The 16,641-nt window shown below is 58.1% G+C and carries 13 protein-coding genes; 6 read left to right on the forward strand and 7 right to left on the reverse strand.

Annotated features, from left to right (window positions below):
* Positions 1-92: 92 nt before the first annotated feature.
* Both B2W96_RS09230 and ftcD read right to left on the reverse strand, forming a co-directional pair.
* Positions 93-719: a cyclodeaminase/cyclohydrolase family protein gene (locus tag B2W96_RS09230; RefSeq protein ID WP_293009998.1), complete on the reverse strand. Its 627-nt coding sequence runs from the start codon at positions 717-719 to the stop codon at positions 93-95.
* A gap of 10 nt (positions 720-729) precedes the next feature.
* A complete protein-coding gene (ftcD, locus tag B2W96_RS09235) occupies positions 730-1,641 on the reverse strand; it encodes a glutamate formimidoyltransferase (RefSeq protein ID WP_293009999.1) in 912 nt (303 codons plus the stop codon).
* A 451-nt stretch (positions 1,642-2,092) separates the two neighbouring features.
* Between ftcD and B2W96_RS09240 the strand changes: the two genes are divergently transcribed.
* Entirely contained in the window at positions 2,093-2,989 is an 897-nt protein-coding gene (locus tag B2W96_RS09240; RefSeq protein ID WP_293010000.1) for a helix-turn-helix domain-containing protein, read from the forward strand.
* A gap of 463 nt (positions 2,990-3,452) precedes the next feature.
* On the opposite strand, the gene ygfK is transcribed toward B2W96_RS09240, so the two are convergent.
* Both ygfK and ssnA read right to left on the reverse strand, forming a co-directional pair.
* Positions 3,453-6,407, reverse strand: a complete 2,955-nt coding sequence (ygfK, locus tag B2W96_RS09245) for a putative selenate reductase subunit YgfK (RefSeq protein ID WP_293010001.1) — start codon at positions 6,405-6,407, stop codon at positions 3,453-3,455.
* Between the two features lie 90 nt (positions 6,408-6,497).
* Positions 6,498-7,841 carry a putative aminohydrolase SsnA gene (gene ssnA, locus B2W96_RS09250; protein ID WP_293010002.1) on the reverse strand — a complete coding sequence of 448 codons (1,344 nt, stop codon included), beginning with the start codon at positions 7,839-7,841 and terminating at the stop codon, positions 6,498-6,500.
* Positions 7,842-8,197: 356 nt separating this feature from the next.
* Between ssnA and trhA the strand changes: the two genes are divergently transcribed.
* Positions 8,198-8,857 carry a PAQR family membrane homeostasis protein TrhA gene (gene trhA, locus B2W96_RS09255; protein ID WP_293010003.1) on the forward strand — a complete coding sequence of 220 codons (660 nt, stop codon included), beginning with the start codon at positions 8,198-8,200 and terminating at the stop codon, positions 8,855-8,857.
* A gap of 229 nt (positions 8,858-9,086) precedes the next feature.
* Positions 9,087-9,809, forward strand: a complete 723-nt coding sequence (locus B2W96_RS09260; RefSeq protein WP_293010004.1) for a DUF4230 domain-containing protein — start codon at positions 9,087-9,089, stop codon at positions 9,807-9,809.
* A 196-nt stretch (positions 9,810-10,005) separates the two neighbouring features.
* Here B2W96_RS09260 and B2W96_RS09265 read toward each other — a convergent pair whose 3' ends face one another.
* The 3 genes from B2W96_RS09265 to B2W96_RS09275 form a co-directional block, all read right to left on the reverse strand.
* The gene (locus tag B2W96_RS09265; RefSeq protein ID WP_293010005.1) at positions 10,006-12,903 is read right to left on the reverse strand and encodes an ATP-binding protein; all 2,898 of its coding nucleotides are present in this window, start codon (positions 12,901-12,903) and stop codon (positions 10,006-10,008) included.
* A 138-nt stretch (positions 12,904-13,041) separates the two neighbouring features.
* A complete protein-coding gene (locus B2W96_RS09270) occupies positions 13,042-13,674 on the reverse strand; it encodes an AAA family ATPase (protein ID WP_293010006.1) in 633 nt (210 codons plus the stop codon).
* 25 nt (positions 13,675-13,699) lie between these two features.
* On the reverse strand, positions 13,700-14,419 hold the full coding sequence (locus B2W96_RS09275; protein WP_293010007.1) for a hypothetical protein: 720 nt from the start codon (positions 14,417-14,419) through the stop codon (positions 13,700-13,702).
* Positions 14,420-14,662: 243 nt separating this feature from the next.
* Between B2W96_RS09275 and B2W96_RS09280 the strand changes: the two genes are divergently transcribed.
* Genes B2W96_RS09280 through hslO form a run of 3 tightly spaced genes read left to right on the forward strand, consistent with a single transcriptional unit; the run spans position 14,663 to position 16,625 of the window.
* Complete coding sequence (locus B2W96_RS09280) at positions 14,663-14,953, forward strand: YerC/YecD family TrpR-related protein (RefSeq protein ID WP_293010008.1); 291 nt, start codon at positions 14,663-14,665, stop codon at positions 14,951-14,953.
* Positions 14,950-15,744: a class I SAM-dependent DNA methyltransferase gene (locus B2W96_RS09285; protein ID WP_293010009.1), complete on the forward strand. Its 795-nt coding sequence runs from the start codon at positions 14,950-14,952 to the stop codon at positions 15,742-15,744. Before B2W96_RS09280 ends, B2W96_RS09285 begins: the two co-directional genes overlap by 4 nt.
* Entirely contained in the window at positions 15,741-16,625 is an 885-nt protein-coding gene (hslO, locus tag B2W96_RS09290) for an Hsp33 family molecular chaperone HslO (RefSeq protein WP_293010010.1), read from the forward strand. The genes B2W96_RS09285 and hslO overlap by 4 nt, the downstream gene beginning before the upstream one ends.
* Positions 16,626-16,641: the final 16 nt, after the last annotated feature.

The raw sequence follows: 16,641 nt of genomic DNA on the forward strand, positions 1-16,641 counted from the left end.
AGCGGGAGGCGGCATATTCCTCCGGGGAGATGCGCCGAATTGTAGCGTTCATTATATCACACTTTCCGACTGAAACCATCGGTTTTTATAATTTAAAGTGAATTAAGAACCTTTTCATAAATGGAGTCTGCCAAGGGCAGGGCCTTTGCCAAAAGGGCCTCGCCCTGTGCGCGGTAGCGGTCGGCAAATTCCTGATCTTTCATCCCGCCAATGTTGATAAGCACGTTCAGCCACGCGCCCTGAATCGCGGCCTTCAGGCTCAGAGCCGCGCAGCCCAGATCACTGGCGGCGCTGGCGTTGGACTTGCCCACCACCCGGTCAGTCAGCTCCAGAGCGGCATAAGACAGCTCCATCATCTCAAAGGGCGTCTCCGTGCAGCCCTTGAGGGCGGTGAGCATCGCGCCGGAGCGGGCGGTTTTTTCCTCATCGGTGTCCTTGGGCATGGCAAACACGGCAGACACGGCGTTGAACGCCTCGGTGTCCCGGTCAATCACGTCCACAAACTTTGCCTTCAGCGCCTGCGCCTGATCGGCGACACCGGCGGTCAGCTCCTGATACTCTTCATACTTCTTCTTTCCCTGAGTCAGGGAGCAGACCATGGCGGTCAGCGCCGCGCCCATGGCTCCCTCCAGCGCAGAGGCGGCTCCGCCGCCGGGAGCGGGGGCGTTGGAGGCCGTCAGGTCTACAAAACCGGAAAGTGTCTGGTCAACAAGCTTCATGTCCGCCTCCTTATTCCATGTCGATCAGGTGGTATTCCATCACCTGATTGCGGCAGTTGAAATTCTCAATCTTGAGATAGAACTCGGCGCAGTCGATCAGGGCCTTGGCCGGGGTCAGGCCCACCACCTCGGTGCCGAGAATGCGCACGCCGTACCGGTCGGCCAGAGCACGAATCATCTCGTAGGTGTAGTACAGGGGGGTTCCCTCATAGTTCACCATGTTCATGGAAACCTGCGCAATGTTCCGGTCCTCCAGCAGCAGGCCGATGGCCTTGCAGTGCTTGAAGCCGCCGGAGGAGCCGCGGATTGCCTTGGCAATCTCCTTGGCAACCTCCACGTTGTCGGTATCCAGATTCACGTTGAAGGCAACCAGAGGCATCCGCGCGCCGATGGCAATAATGCCTGCGGTGGGGTGAATCTTGCGCTCGCCGTAGTCGGGAGCCCACTCGGGCAAAAGCAGCTTCTCGGGCATTCCCTCGAACTGGCCCTTACGGACTTTCGCCAGATTCACGCGGTCGGGAGAGGAAGCGGAATCCTCATACAGGAAGCTGGGGACCTTCAGCTCGTCCCAAATGCGCTGGGCCACATGCTTGCTGATTTCCACGCACTCCTCCACGGAGATATCCATGGTGGGGACAAAGGGAATGACGTCGGTGGCACCCATACGGGGATGCGCGCCCTCGTGCTTGGTGAGGTCAATCGTCTCGGTGGCCTTTTTGCACAGCTGGAAGGCGGCCTCTTCAATGCCCTCGGGAGAGCCCACCAGAGTGAACACGCAGCGGTTGTGGGTGCCGTCGGACTGAACGTCCATCACCGTGCAGCCGGGAATGGAGTTCGCCACGTCCACCAGGCCCTGAAACACCGGCTCGTCTTTTTCCTTACTGACGCTGAAATTGGGAATGCACTCTACAAGCTTTGACATATCAATTTCCTCCATAAAAAATATTGATGCTTTAGGATCAATCAGGTATCCGAAATTTATCCGCGGAAACAAGCACTCTGCGCGACAAATCCGCAGCATCGCGTTTGAAACTAACCGCAGTATAGCACCGCCTCATCCAAAACACGTCTAATTTTCAAATTTTCAAGAAAATTAGCGGGATATTTCACGCATTTCAATTCCGCAGACTGTTTCAAAATTCTAAAAGCATCAATAATTATTCGGAATATTTTCATTTTTCTCCGCACCGTCTAATTTTTAAGACGCTTTTCTCTCAGCACCGCAAAAGGGACTTGTATCTTCTCCTATTCCTGTTAAAGCCCCATACACACCCGGTGTGGAACAGTCTCCCGAAACGCGGGACTTAACTCCCGGTGAACGGGATGGAAAAACCCGGCGATCGGTGATATACTGCCCTCATAAAGAGAGGAAGTTGATCGAATCCTTCAGCGAGCGGCTACGCCGCTTTCGCCGAGAGCGAAAGCTGACTCAGCAGGAACTGGCCGACACACTGGGCGTCAGCAATAAAACTGTGTCCCGTTGGGAGACGGAGGGCGGCTACCCGGACGTGGAGCTTTTAGTGCCTTTGGCTCGGGCGCTGGGCATCACTGTGGACGATCTGCTGGACGGGGATGACCCGGCGCGCCGGATAAGCCAAACAGATTGGCAGAATCTACTGTCCTACGCGTTTGCTCTGGGCGGCGGCGCGATGTTTTTCCTGCTTGATTTATTTATGCCCACGGCAATATGCTATCTTGGGTATCTGGGCTGCATGGCTTACGGCGCATATCTTCAGCGATATTACACCTATCGCAGCCGCTGGTTTTTCGGGGCAAATCTCATCATGAACGCGGCGGTAAATCTAGCGCTGTGCACCCGGACGCTGGCGCTGATATTTGGATTGCGCTCTCTGGTCACGATAAGCACCCCGATAGCAGAACACCCGGAAACACTTTTCCGCGGCTTGCAGATGAATACGCTGTACGCCACCAGGGCCGCTTTGCTTCTGACGCTGGCATTGACGGCGGCGACAGGGTATTTTCTGCGCACATGGAGCACGTCGGAAGAACCGACGGCAGCGGCGAGATGCCTGCTTCGGATCTGCGGAGAATTAGAGAGCACGCGGCACAATTGCGCAAGGCTGCGCCTTCGTATGGAAAAGCCCGGCTGGCAACGGGTGATCCCGGCAGTGATTCCCCTGCTGGCCTGTGCCTATTGGTCCCTCTCCTATTTCACGCGCCGCCCCTTCTGGAAAAAATCGAGGCGGCGAAGCCCCGATTTGCCCTGCTGCTGTTGGTCCTGGCGGCGCTGTTCACGCTGCCGCTGCTGAAACGGGGCCTTCGGCGGTGGATTCCTCTCCAGTGGGGGATGACGGCGCTATGCTGGCAGATGACAGGGCTACTGCGGTACACCTATTGGCTGCCGCGCCTTCAGGAATACCGCGACACGTGGGTCAGAACGGCATCCAACAATAGCGTTTCCATTATCGGGCAAGCATCCCCGGCAATGGCAGCGATGGCGCTGTGCCTCGCGGCAATCTGGATCGTTTTCGGCTATGTGCGCCTGCGGTGGGAGAAATCCGCACCGCAGGAGGAAACTCCGGGTTGAAAATTATTCGCCCGCCCCCGGAAAAATGTTCATTCCAGCCGCTGCTTTCGCTTTTCAATTGATTGCTGCAACAATTGAGGCAAGTTTGAGGCTATGTCCGTAAAAAGGCCCGCCGAATCTGCATTCGGCGGACCTTCTTACAGTATGGAGCAGCCTTTTGGAGAAAAAGCTTCTCAATGAGGCGCTCAGCCCATCAAATAGCCGTATCGGCTGAACACCGTGAGAATCACGCACTCGATATCCTTGGGCAGGGTATTCTCCCCGTCCAGATCGGCTTCGGAAACCGTTCCGTTCAGCCGGACCAGAACCTTGCGCCCGTCAAGGGGCAGGAAGCCGGAGTTGCCCTCCGTTTCGTCAAAGTCCTCCTTGCTGTGGAACAGGGTAAACTTATCGCGGTAGGGCGCGGAGTCGTAGGGGCAGAACACGGCGCAGTTGCCGCACTCGTTGCACATACGGTCCACATGGAGAATCTCCCGCCGCCCGTCGGGCATTTCAATGGAGACATTGGCCCGGTTGGGACACACGTCGGCGCAGCTTTCACACACCACGTTGCAGCTTAGGCAGCGTTCTCCCTCGCACTTGGCGGATTCACACAGGATGCCGCGCTTGGCCACCGCCTCCTCCCGGGAGGACTGGGCGTTTGCAGGGAAGTTCACGGAATTGCGGAAGGTTTTCAACACCTGATTGGCAAAGCCCTGCGCGTCTGCGATGCACTCCACCACCGTGGCAGGACCGCGGCGCACGTCGCCGCCGCAGAACACGCCTTCCAGATTGGTAATAAAGGCAGGGCAGCCAATGTTATCCAGCTTGATGCCATTCTCTGTGAGGAACTGGGTGTCCACCTGCTCACCCACGGCGGAAACCACCGTGTCGCAGTTGATTTCCACGGTTTCGCCCGTCTCCACCGGCACGCGCCGGCCAGAGGCGTCCGGCTCGCCCAGCTTCATCCGCTTGCACAGCAGCGTCCCGTTTTTCTGCTCAAAGGGGCTTACCAGCTCCAAAAAGCGCACACCGTCAGCAATGGCAAGGTCCAGTTCCTCCGCGTCGGCGGGCATATATTTCTTCGTCCGGCGATAAACCAGCGTGGAGGACTTGGCTCCCGCCCGAAGGGCAACCCGGGCCGCGTCCATGGCGGTGTTTCCGCCGCCGACCACGACCACATGGCCAAGAGACACCTCTTTCCCGTCCTTCAGGTCCTTCATCCAGCCGATGACGGGAGCCACGTTGCCGGGGATATTCAAATTGCCGGGCTTCCACGCGCCCACGGCGAAATAGATGTGGGTATAGCCCTGTGCCTTCAGCTCAGTCACGGAGGGGGCAGGCGCGCCGCAGCGAACCTCGGCACCCATTTTCAAAACCAGATCCACGTCCTTCTGAATGGCCTCGTCGCTGATGCGGAAACCGGGGATGACCTGACGCACCACGCCGCCAAGGGTGTCCGCCTTTTCAAAAATGGTGCAGGGGATTCCCGCCCGGCCAAGGAAGAACGCCGCCGACAATCCGGAGGGTCCGCCGCCCACGATGGCAGCCTTCACGCCGCTATTGGCGGGAACGGGGGCCTTGAGCGTGCGCATCACCTCGTCATAGCCCTTTTCGGCAGCTACCAGCTTGGTGGCGCGAATCTGCACGGAGTCCTCATAGAAATTCCGGGTACACTTGTCCATACAGTGATGGGTGCAGATGGTGCCGGTGATAAATGGCAGGGGGTTTTTCTCGATAATCAGGCGCAATGCGTCCGCATACCGGCCCTGATGGCACAGCTCAATATACTCCGGAATGTCCTGATGGATGGGACAGCCGCCCTCGCAGGGGGCGGTGAAGCAGCTCAGCAGCGGCACCTTTTCATACAGCTTCCGCCGGGGCAGGGGCTTAACCGGCTTGACATGGTATTTATCCCGCCGCGCCTCCAGCGACAATGCCTCGATGCCCTCCACGTCCACGGAGATAAACGGCTCGTAACGGAGCGTTTCAAGCTTCTCGGCAATCTGCTTAAAGCGCTGATAGCCGCCGGGCTTCAACTCTGTGGTGGCCATGGTGATGGGCCAGATGCCGCAGGCAAACAGCTTGTCGATGTTGAAGAAATCCGCGCCGCCCGCATAGGACAGGCGCAGCCGCCCGCCAAATTCCTTGGCAATACGGGCCGCCATAATGGTAGTCAAGGGGAAAAGAGACTTGCCCGCCATATACATTTCCTCGGAGGGCAGTTCCTTGCGGGTCACGTCCACGGGGAAGGTGTTGGACAGCTTCAAGCCGAATTCCAGACTGTGCTTTGCAGCCAGCGCCATCAGCCGGTGGAACATAGGCACCGCGTCGGCATACTGCAAATCCTCCTGAAAATGGTGCTCGTCGAAGGAGATATAGTCATAGCCCATGAAATCCAGCACAGTACGGGCCGTCTCATAGCCCAAAATGGTGGGATTGCACTTCACGAAGGTGTGGAAATGCTTTTCCTCAATCAGGTAACTTGCAATCCGCTCAATCTCGTCCGGCGGGCAGCCATGGAGCGTGGAAACGGTGACGCTGCGGGAAACCCGGGGGGAGATGGAGGCGATAAAGTCTTCCTCCGCAGGGAACATCTGCCGCAAAACGGCGATGCACTCTTTAAAAATCGGCGTTTCGGACGCGTCGGCCATGCCGTTTAGGAAATCGTCGATCTTCTTGCCCTTGATGCCCTCAAGGTCATAGCCCACGGACATGTTGAACACAAACCCGTCGGGGTCGCCCAGCCCGTACAGCCGGGCCATCATCTTGCAGGCGCACCAAGCCTTTACGTATTCCTCAAACGCCTGAGAGACATACAGCTCTGTGGACCACTCGCAGTTATAGCACTCGTCTTCTGCCAGAATGCAGGGCTTGTTGACGCAGGCCGCCAGCTCCGCGCCGTCCATTTTCTGAACGGTTTTCAGCTCGAAGAACCGGGCTCCGGTGTAGTATCCGGCGATGATGTTCTGTGCAAGCTGGGTGGCGGGGCCTGCCGCCGGGCCAAAGGGAGTTTCAAGCTTCTCGCCGAAAATGGGAAGGGTCTTCGTCCCGGCCAGATAGGGCCGACGGGCGCCGAACACGGTACCCTCCTGCTGGTGCTCCGAGACGGTCCATGCCATCAGTTCCCGAAACGGGATGGGGGTCATCAATTCGCTCATTTCCGTTTACCTCCGTTATATTTTTTCCTCATGCCTTGAAGGACAGGGCGGGCTGTTCCGCCGCCACGGCGGACGCCCCGTCCCTTCATCTCAATACTCTCTGTGGTTCAACCGACCCCAAAGACGCTTGGAGCTTTCCAGAATGCGGGCGTTGACCGCGTCCTCGTCGATCTCGGTCAAAACCCGGTCCTTCATCAAAACCTTGCCGTTGATCATGGTGGTCTTGCACTGGCGGCCCGTCATGCCGAAGAGCATATGCCCGTCGATATTCTCATCGGAGAAGGGGGTGTACGGCTTATAGTCCATGACGATCACGTCCGCCGCCGCGCCGGGGCGCAGAACGCCCAAGGGCGTTTCAAAGGAGCGGCCCGCAATTTTCGCGTTGTTGCGGAAGAGCATGTCTGTGACCTCGCACCAGCCCACGTTGGGCAGGCACGCGTTGCTCCGCTGGGAGCACAGGGCCACCTTAATAGACTCCAGCATGTCGTTGGTATACGCGTCGGTGCCAAGGCCCACCAGAATGCCTTTTTTGCAAAGCTGCAAAATCGGGGAGATGCCCACGGCATTGCCCATGTTGCTCTCGGGATTGTTGACGCACATGGTGTCGGTGGCCTTAATCAAATCCATTTCCGCGGTGTTTACGTGGATGCAGTGGCCAAGCAGGGTCTTCGGCCCCAGAATTTCGTGGTCCTGAAGCCGCTGAACGGGACGGCGGCCATAGTTTTGCAGGCTGTCGTACACGTCGTTCATTCCCTCGGACACATGGATATGGAAGCCCACGCGCCCGTTGTTGGCGGCCACCATGCGGTCAAAGGTCTTGTCAGAAATGGTGAATAGGGCATGCCCGCCGAACAGGGCCTTGAGCATATCGTCGGGGTGTTTCTCGCAATAGTCGATAAAGTCCTTGTTCTCCTGCACGGATTGGATGGCCTTTTCCTCCCCGTCCCGGTCGGAAACCTCATAGCAAAGGCATGCCCGCATGCCCATCTCCTTCGTGACCTCCGCGATTCTCATGAGAGAGCCGGGAATCTCGCAGAAGGATGCGTGGTGATCGAAAAAGGTGGTGACGCCCTGCTTGATGCAGTCGATGACCAGCGCCTGCGCGGAGGCTTTTGTGGCCTCCAGATCCAGATTGCGGTCGATGGCCCACCAGGTCCCCTCCAGCACCTCCAGGAAATTGGAGGGGTTGTTGCCATTGATGCTCAGTCCCCGGGCCAGCGCGGAATAAATATGGGTGTGGGCGTTAATCAGGCCGGGCATGATGACGCCGCCGCCCGCGTCCACATACTCCGCCTGGGGATACTGGGCTTTCAGCTCCGCGGTCCCGCCCACGGCCACGATTTTGCCTCCGTCGGTGACGACTCCTCCGTCAGGATAGTAGCCAACGCCCTCCGCGTCCCGGGTAATGACCTTTCCGTTTGCCAATAAAATCATTTGAAAAGCCTCCTGTCTTCCTTTATTATCATTCAATCTTCCCATTTTCTCTCGGTCTATAAAAAGAAAAGCGCCCCAAACCACCATCGGTTTGAAACGCCCCTCAAGACAACAAGAAATGATAGGCGTCAGCCCGTGCGCAGAGCACTTCGTTCCAGCTATCATTTTTTAATTGTGTCTATTGTATCGGACATACGTATAATTTGCAAGCAGGTGGGCTAAAAAATTTTTAGGTTCGGTTTTGTGGAAAACGACGGAGTAAAAATTTGAAAAACTACTTGAAATATTCTTAACATGATGTAATATAATAATCAAAACTATATTTATCTGAAAACGGACTGAGAGGTGGGATCTGTATGCGTGATTTCGTGGCAAAGGCGCAGGACCGCGTGAGCTTTGGGACCCATGCCCTGGGGGCTGTTGGCGCCCTTGTGGGCTGCGTGGTGATGGCTCTGCGGGGCGTTGCGCTGGGCGTGAGCGCCAAAACTCTGTGGGCGGCGATGGTATTTTGCCTGTCGGCGCTGGCACTGTACACTGCCAGCGCGGTTTACCATTACTATCCCGGCTGCGACACAACACCCGGGGCAAAGCGCTTTTTGCGCAAGATGGACCACAGCATGATCTACGTGCTGATTGCCGGAAGCTACACGCCCTTTGCCATGGTATTGCTGCCCCAGCCTACGGGCGTGCGGTTTTGCGTTGCGCTGTGGGCGGTGGCGCTTTTGGGAATCGTCATCAAGCTGGCGTGGCTGAATGCGCCTCGGATTTTGTCCACGGCGGTTTATCTCGTCATGGGCTGGGCAGTTCTGTTTGTTGCCAAGGATTTTTCGTCTGTGGGCCAGCCCTGCATGACGCTGGTGGCGCTGGGGGGCGTGAGCTATTCCGTGGGGGCGGTGTTTTACGCAATTAAAAAGCCCAACATCTCGGCAGAGTGGACCTTTCACGAGCTGTTTCACCTGCTGATTCTTGCCGGGACAGCGTTCCACTTTGCGGCGATTTATTGCTTTGTACTCTAACCCGGTCTCCGTCTGTTCCGGCAATTTTCGAGCAATTTTCCGGGCTTCTCTTGCCAAATATTTTGCAGCGGCGTATACTGTTTTCCAGTTTATCCGGTGCAGCCGCCCTTTTCTGAAGGGCGGGGCGCTGTCCCCGCGCCGAGTAAACAGAGCCGCGTTGCCTGTGGAAAACCAGCTTTTCCGACGGAGTATGGCGGCTGCCTTTTAGTATGACGAGAGGAGCGGGCGCATGGAAACTCTGGAACCCATAAAAATTGACGAAACAGAGGAAGCCGCTGCGGCGGAGGCCGCGGAAGCGGGCAAGTCCGGGCGGCAGGAACATGCAGCCGGGACACGGCGCAAACGGCGCTTTTGGTTTCGCCCCTTACGAACGGTGCGGCTGGTGCTTTTGGGCGCGGTTCTGTGCGCCTTGGTTGGCGTCGCGGGCTTTCTTGCCGGGCGCTTCGGCGGCGGGGTGGAAGAGATCACAGAGCTTGACGCAGTGGTTCTGGAAAACCGGCTGGAGGAAATCAGTGAGCTGGCAAGCGTTAGCTGGTCCTATACGAATATGGCGCAGTTTGAAAACAAAAACGTATTCTACGGGATGACACTGCCCTTCACCACTAAGAAATTTATCCTCACCTACGACGGGGAGATTAAGGCAGGGGTGAATTTACGTAAGGCCTCGGTGGACATTTCCGGCACTGAGGTACATATCCGCCTGCCGCAGGCGGAGATTCTCTCCCACGAGATCGACGAAAACAGCGTGGAGGTTTTCGACGAAAAAGCCTCTATTTTCAACCCCTTTACCGTGGAGGATTTCACTGCCTTCCAATCAGACCAGAAGGCCGCCATGGAGAAAAGGGCGCTGGACAAAGGGCTTTTGAAGGAGGGCCGGGAAAAGGCCGCCGACAGTGTAAACCTTCTTCTGGGCGCGGCGCTGCCGGAGGGATATACGCTCACGATTGACTGAGAAATCACGGATTTACGTAAAACGCAGCCGCCCACTGGCGGCGCAAAAGAAAGGGCACGGGGAAGATACTTCCCCGTGCCCTTTCAGCTTGTCCGTGTATCTCTACGCAGAGCCGGACGACAATTCGGCAGTCGCGGCGTCCGCTTTCAGCTTGCCCGCGCACCTGCGCAGAGAGAGCGTCCACGCTCCCCCTGTTTTACTTTATAAATTCCCCCAGCACTTGCAGCAGTTCCTCCCGTCGCACAGGCTTTGAAAGATGGGCGTTCATCCCCGCAGCCCGGGTTTCCTGCCGGTCATGGGCAAAGGCGTTGGCAGTCATAGCGATAATGGGAATGCTCTGCGCGTCGCCCCGCCCTGAGGCGCGGATGGCCTTTGTCGCCTCGATTCCGTTCATCACCGGCATGCGAATATCCATCAAAACCGCATCGTAGTAGCCCACTTCCCCGGTAAGATAGCGCTCCAGCGCCACCTGGCCGTTTTCCGCGTGGTCCACCTGCATTCCCCCCATGGAAAGCATCCGCTTTGCGATCTCCGTGTTGACGGGGTGGTCCTCCACCAGCAAAACCCGCTTTCCCGCAAGAATCGTCCGGGGGGCGCGAGCGGCAGCCGCTTCCTCCGCCTCCTCCGGCGGACACCCTTTGGGCATGGTGATTCGCACGGTAAACTCGCTGCCCCGACCCAGCTCGCTTTTGGCGGAGACGGTGCCGCCCATTTCCTCCACCAGATTTTTCACGATGGCAAGGCCCAACCCCGTTCCAAGCTGGGGATGCTGATAGCCGTTGTTCTCCTGCTCAAAGGGCTCGAACACCCGGCTGAGAAATTCTGGGCTCATGCCGCAGCCCTGATCCCGGAAGACAATGGTGCTGGAAATTTTATCATCTCCGCGGGGAGTGTGACGTACCGTGCAGAAAATCTCCGAGCCGGGCCTTGAAAACTTGACGGCGTTGCTCAGGATATTGATGTACACCTGCTGGATGCGCAGCCGGTCTACCACCACATACGGCGTGATGCCGCTTGCGTCCAGATGAAAGCGAATGCCCTTTTCCTCCATGCGTGGCAAAATCAGCGCAAGGATATCCCCAAGCAGCGCCCCCGTGTTTACAGTTTCGGGGTGCAGCTCGATGTGGCCCGACTCAATCCGGCTCATGTCCAGAACGTCGTTAATCAGCCCCAGCAGGTATTCGCCGGACACCTGAATTTTATCCAGCATTCCCATTGCCTCGGAATCCAGCGCATTTTCCCGCGCCAGTTGGGTCAGCCCCAGAATGGCGTTCATGGGCGTGCGGATTTCGTGGCTCATACGGGAAAGAAATTCGCTTTTCGCCTGATTGGCACGGCGGGCCTCCTCCAGTGCGGCACGCAGCGCCTCGCTGCGGCGGCGCTCTTTGACAAAAGCGTCGGTGGAGTCCGCCATGGTGCAGCAGATGATATTGCTCTCCTTATCCAGCCAGACAAAGGAATAGCGCACCCGCCGGATTTCTCCGGCGCTGCTGCGGCAGTCGGCATAGACGGTGTATTCCACGCTGTCGCTGAGCCGGGCCCGGATTTCACTGAAATGCAGGCGCTTCAGCGTCTCTTCCAAGTCCTCTCCGGCAAAGGAGTCCCGGACAACGCCAAGCAGGGCTGCCTCCGCTTCGGGAACCTCCCGGATGCAACGGTCCTTGTCCTGCGATGCAAAAATCCGAGCGGTATTCGCATTCAGGTCGATGCGCAGAATCATCAGGTATTCCCGGCGGATGACGGTATCCATAATCTGCTCCATGGACTTTTGATCGTCGATGTCAAAGGAGTAGATGTTAGCCTCCACGTCGTTGGTCACGGGGTTTTCCGTGATGTCCACCCGCACGGTCAGCCAGCGGTACGCACCACCGATCCGGCAGTTGCGCTCGAAGGTCAGCATAGTAGTCCCCCGGGTATACGCGTCCAGCAGGGCCGCGCGGTTGAATCGCCGGGCAAATTCTTCGCACTGCTCCGGTGCGGCGGTACGCTTTTTCATGCCCTTGAACAGTGCATCCGCCGTTCCGTCCAGCCCCTCCAAAAATTCCGGATATAGGGAAGGCCCCATCTTGCAGGTGTTTTTCGTCAGATTCAGGTGCGCCGAAGCCACCGCACTGGACACAAGCGCCCGCAAGCGCTGGTTCTGCCGCTCATACCGCTCGATCTCCCTGTGAAGCTGGGTGCACACCACGCCGGTGCAAAGCACCCGCGTGCGGTTTCCCTCCGCGTCGTACAGGGAGGTCATCTTAATCCATCGGATGTCCCCGCTCACCGTGCGCTCCCGCACCTCGCAGGAGGCAAAGGGCGCGCCCTGATCAATGGCGTCTATCTCCTTTTGCAGTCTGGGGATGTCCTCCTCAAGCGTAATATTCTGCTCAAACCAGGACTGGGGATAGTTCTCCAGCACGCTGGGCACGCCAAACAGCGCGCAGGCGCGTTTGCTGGTGCGCAGCGTGTGGAGTGCCGGGTCGTATATCCACGAATCCACGTCGGCATGGTCCATGGCCGCCTGAAGCATGCGCTCGTTTTCCTCCAGATTCTCCTGAAGGCGTTTCAGCTCGTCCACGTCGCTGAATACGCCATAATAAGTCCGCCCGTCGCCCTCCCGTGGGGCGGGGGAGGCTTTCAGCGCAATCCAGAAATAGTTTCCGTCCTGCCGCAGGATGCGGAAGGTCGCACGAATGGTTTCCCCGCCCTGTCGGCAGAGGGCAAGCTGTTTCCGCAGGACCGCCCGGTCGTCGGGATGGACGTTCAGCATCGGGTTGACGATTTCGCCCTTCTCCGGCTCGGAATAGCCCAGTATCTGGTAAAAGCCCGTGTTGAAATGAAGCGTTTCAAAGCATACCTCTTCATCCACGCGGAAAGAGCAGATGCCGCCGGGCACCAAATCCATCATGTTTTGAAGCTGCCCTTCCCGCTCCCGCGCCTCCCGGATCATGGAGCGTCTCCGATGGTTGTCCCACAGCAAAAAAGCAAGCCCCGCCGCCAGCAACGCAACAAGTCCCGCAAACACCAGCGCGTGGGGATGCCGGATGGCAGCCTGAAAAAAAGACTCGTCCGCCGCGCGGGCGACGGGAGCGGAGAAAAAAAGCAGCACGGCAGGGAGCGATACCCCTATCGCCCTCCCCCCTGCCGCGCCGCGCCTTTTTAGCCTGCGTCCCATAACTTCTCCGCCTTTCCAAGGCCCGGCTTTCCGGCTCCCGGAGGTTCTCTCTTTGCCGGACCCTTGCAGCGTTTATTTTTGAAGGCCTGCCTCCACTTGAAGATAATAGTCCGTAATCATGTTCACCGACGGCTCAATGCCGATGGCGCTGGAGAGCACCAGATCAAAGCACTTCCGGTCGCCCCACTTTTCACCGGTGAAGTGGAAGTAGTAGTTTGCGCGGTTTTTGTCGGTTTTCAGCATCAGCGCCTCCGCCGCCTTCTGGTCCATTCCATGCCGCTCCATCACCCGCCTGATGCGGCTGCGCATGGGCGCCTGAACGAAGACGTTTACATGGGGTCCCTTTTCCTGAAGTACATAGTCCGCGCAGCGACCCACAATCACCGCGCCGCCCTGTGCGGCGATGTCCCGAATGACCTCGGACTGGGATAAAAACAACTGATCCGCCGGAGGCAACAAATTCACGCTGCCCGACCGCATTCCCATGGAGAAGTTGGCCCCGGAAAAGGAATACAAAAAGCTGCTGACGGACTGCTCGTCAAGCCCCGCCAGATACTCCGGGCTGAGGCCGGATTTTTCCGCCGCCAGCACGATCAGCTCCTTGTCGTAATAAGGCAGCCCCAGCTTTTCGGCCGCCAGCTTGCCAATTTCCCTGCCACCGCTGCCAAATTCCCGGCCGATGGTCATTACCATTTTATGTTCCATATCCTTGCTCCTTCCGGCAGGGAACTCAAATCTTTCCCCGCGCCGTTTCCTCTTTTGTCTCCTGTATAATATCATGGAATCCGGGAAAAAAACAATCATTTTCACCATAGGGCACGGAAAAAACCGAGACACCCTCTCCGGAAGGGGCCATGGCCAACGTCTGCCAGAACCAGAAAAGCTCCGTCTCGGAGAGATAGAAATGATCCGGATTGAAGCTGCGGCGCAAAAGCCGCCGCCATCCCTCCCGATACCGGGATGCTCCGGCCCGCTCCCGTCGCTCCATTTCCGTCTCCGCTTCCCGCAACAGCACCTTTCGCCAGGGGTATTTTTTAGAAAAGCAGGCAGAGAGTGGAATCGGCGCGCCGGTGAGCAGGTCCCAGGTGTCCCCGTGCCGTCTCCGTTCCATCCGCCCGCCGCACCGCTCCACGGATTCGGTGTACAGGCTCAACACGCCCCCGCCGTTGCAGGTGACACAGTAGGTGAGTCGCGCGGAGTCCTGCGGAATGGGTGCGCTGTTCTCCATGGCCAACCGGCAGGCCTCCGCCGACTGGGGAAAGAGCCAGCGCTCACAATAGCGCAGGTAGGCGCGGGCGTAGAGCTGATAGTACCGCGCAAGCCTGCGGTCCGTCCGCTCTCCCTCTTCCACGGGCCGAGGGAGGGATAACTCCGCTGTGAGCGCGGGGATTCCGTCCACCGTCCACTCCCGCTGGGCAACAAACGGTTCCAGCTTTATCTGATCGCGCATGGCAGCCTCCTTCACAGGTTCAAGACGGCGAACGCTCCCCGCCGGCCGAAATGATTCATGCTCCAGCGTATGCCATTGGCTCTGGGGAGGTGCCCTTATCATCAGTCCTAAGAAGACTTTGGAATCGGGTTTAGACAAGAATTTAAAAAATCAGCACCCCCCTTTACTTTCATGCTGTAAAATAGTAAAATGAATAATCAGAATCGCGGCAAAACGCCGCCTATGTTTGGAAAGGAGCCAGTCATGGTCAAGATTGGAAAAAAAGAAAAAAATGGAGAGCTGTATAAGGCAATTCTCCTGTTGAAAAACGAAGAGGAGTGCTACAACTTCTTTCAGGACCTGTGCACCGTTTCGGAGCTGCGGTCCATGGAGCAGCGCTTTGAGGTAGCCACGCTGCTGCATGAGGGGCTGATTTATAACGACATTTTGGAGCGCACCGGAGCGTCCAGCGCCACCATCAGCCGGGTAAACCGGTCGCTGAGCTACGGTGCGGGCGGATACGAGGTAATTTTCGACCGCCAAAAGAAGAAATGAGCCGCTATCAGTCCTTGGCCGGGGCCTATGACGCGCTGATTGCCGATGGAGCCCACCGGAAGCGGGCGGCCTATCTTCACCGCCTGCTGCAAAAGGAACCGCAGCACGTTGAAACGGTGCTGGACCTTGGCTGCGGCACCGGTACGGTCACCTGTCTTCTGGCGGCTATGGGCTATCGGGTGACCGGAGCGGACCTGTCGGAGGAAATGCTGACGGAGGCCGCCCGCAAGGCAGAGGCCCTGTCTGAGGAGCGGCGTCCCCTGTTGATTTGCCAGTCCATGACTCGGCTGCGTCTTCCCGAACCGGTGGACGCCGCCGTGTCCACTCTGGACGCGCTGAACTACGTGACGGGCGACGCCGCCATGCGAGAGACGCTGCGCCGGGTGTTTAAATGGCTGCGCCCCGGCGGGCTGTTTGTGTTCGACGTAAACACGCCTTACAAGCTGCGGCGGATGGACGGAGAAATGTATACGGATGAAACAGAGGACTCCTTCTGCGTCTGGCGCACAGCTTTTTCTGAAAAAACCAGGGTCTGCACCTATGGGGTAGACCTGTTTTCTCTGCGTCCTGACGGAGCATGGGACCGCGCGTGGGAGGAACATCGGGAACGGGCGTGGGAGGAGGACGAGCTGCGCTCTATGCTGGCGGCGGCGGGCTTTGAGGATATCCGCGTCACCGGTGACCTGCGCCAATCCGCCCCTCGCCCGGACGAGGATCGGGTGATTTTCCGCTGCCGCAAGCCGGAAAGCAGCAAAACGCAATCACAAACGCGAAAAAGGAGCAACGCATGAGCGACAAAATTGTACGAGCAATCTCGGCGGACGGCTATATTAAGGCCTCCGCCATCTCCAGCCGGGACTTGACCGAGCGGGCACGAAATATTCACCGCACCCTGCCCGTGGCCACCGCAGCCTTGGGCCGCGCTCTGGCGGCGGCCTCCATGATGGGCAACGCTCTGAAGGAGGAAGGCGCCAGCGTGTCTCTGCAATTCCGTGGCGGCGGCCCGCTGGGTCTTGTGATGGCCGTGTCAGACAACGAGGGCAACGTCCGGGGCACTGTGGACAACCCCGCGGTGGAACTGCCCCTTCGCTCCGACGGGAAGCTGAATGTGGGCGGTGCTGTTGGCAGCGAGGGAACCCTCACTGTCATTCGTGATTTGAATATGAAGGAGCCGTATGTAGGCAGCGTGGGCCTGATGGGCGGCGAGATCGCCGAGGATCTGGCGGCCTATTTCGTGGAATCCGAGCAGATTCCTTCAGCCTGCGGTCTGGGCGTGCTGGTGGACCGGGACCAGCGTGTGCTTGCCGCAGGGGGCTATCTTGTCCAATTACTGCCCGGCGCAGGCGAGGATACCGTTGCCCGGGTGGAAAGCGGACTGATAGCCGCCGGTGCCGTTACGGCGCTTCTGGAGAAGTATCCCGAGCCTGCGGACCTGCTGCGGGCAGCGATGCCAGAATTTGAGCTGCAAATTCTGGAGGAGCGGCCCGTAGAGTACCGCTGCACCTGTTCTCGAAAGCGGATGGAGCGGGCTTTGATCTCCATGGGCGCTGCGGAGCTGCGCAGCCTGATCGACGATCAAGGCGGCGCAGAGCTGACCTGCCGGTTCTGTGACAGTGTACAGGCCTTTACAAAGGCGGAGCTGGAGACACTTTTGGCCTCCGCAAAGCGCTAAATATCCCATAATTTTA

This window comes from Oscillibacter sp. UBA6647 (assembly GCA_002455655.1).
GTDB lineage: Bacteria > Bacillota > Clostridia > Oscillospirales > Oscillospiraceae > Oscillibacter.

Coding starts and splice junctions, on each gene's coding strand:
- B2W96_RS09260 (WP_293010004.1), top strand. CDS start 9,087: ATGGAAACTCTGGAACCCATAAAAATTGACGAAACAGAGGAAGCCGCT.
- hslO (WP_293010010.1), top strand. CDS start 15,741: ATGAGCGACAAAATTGTACGAGCAATCTCGGCGGACGGCTATATTAAG.
- ssnA (WP_293010002.1), bottom strand. CDS start 7,841: ATGATTTTATTGGCAAACGGAAAGGTCATTACCCGGGACGCGGAGGGC.
- B2W96_RS09280 (WP_293010008.1), top strand. CDS start 14,663: ATGGTCAAGATTGGAAAAAAAGAAAAAAATGGAGAGCTGTATAAGGCA.
- B2W96_RS09275 (WP_293010007.1), bottom strand. CDS start 14,419: ATGCGCGATCAGATAAAGCTGGAACCGTTTGTTGCCCAGCGGGAGTGG.
- B2W96_RS09230 (WP_293009998.1), bottom strand. CDS start 719: ATGAAGCTTGTTGACCAGACACTTTCCGGTTTTGTAGACCTGACGGCC.
- B2W96_RS09270 (WP_293010006.1), bottom strand. CDS start 13,674: ATGGAACATAAAATGGTAATGACCATCGGCCGGGAATTTGGCAGCGGT.
- ftcD (WP_293009999.1), bottom strand. CDS start 1,641: ATGTCAAAGCTTGTAGAGTGCATTCCCAATTTCAGCGTCAGTAAGGAA.
- B2W96_RS09285 (WP_293010009.1), top strand. CDS start 14,950: ATGAGCCGCTATCAGTCCTTGGCCGGGGCCTATGACGCGCTGATTGCC.
- ygfK (WP_293010001.1), bottom strand. CDS start 6,407: ATGAGCGAATTGATGACCCCCATCCCGTTTCGGGAACTGATGGCATGG.
- trhA (WP_293010003.1), top strand. CDS start 8,198: ATGCGTGATTTCGTGGCAAAGGCGCAGGACCGCGTGAGCTTTGGGACC.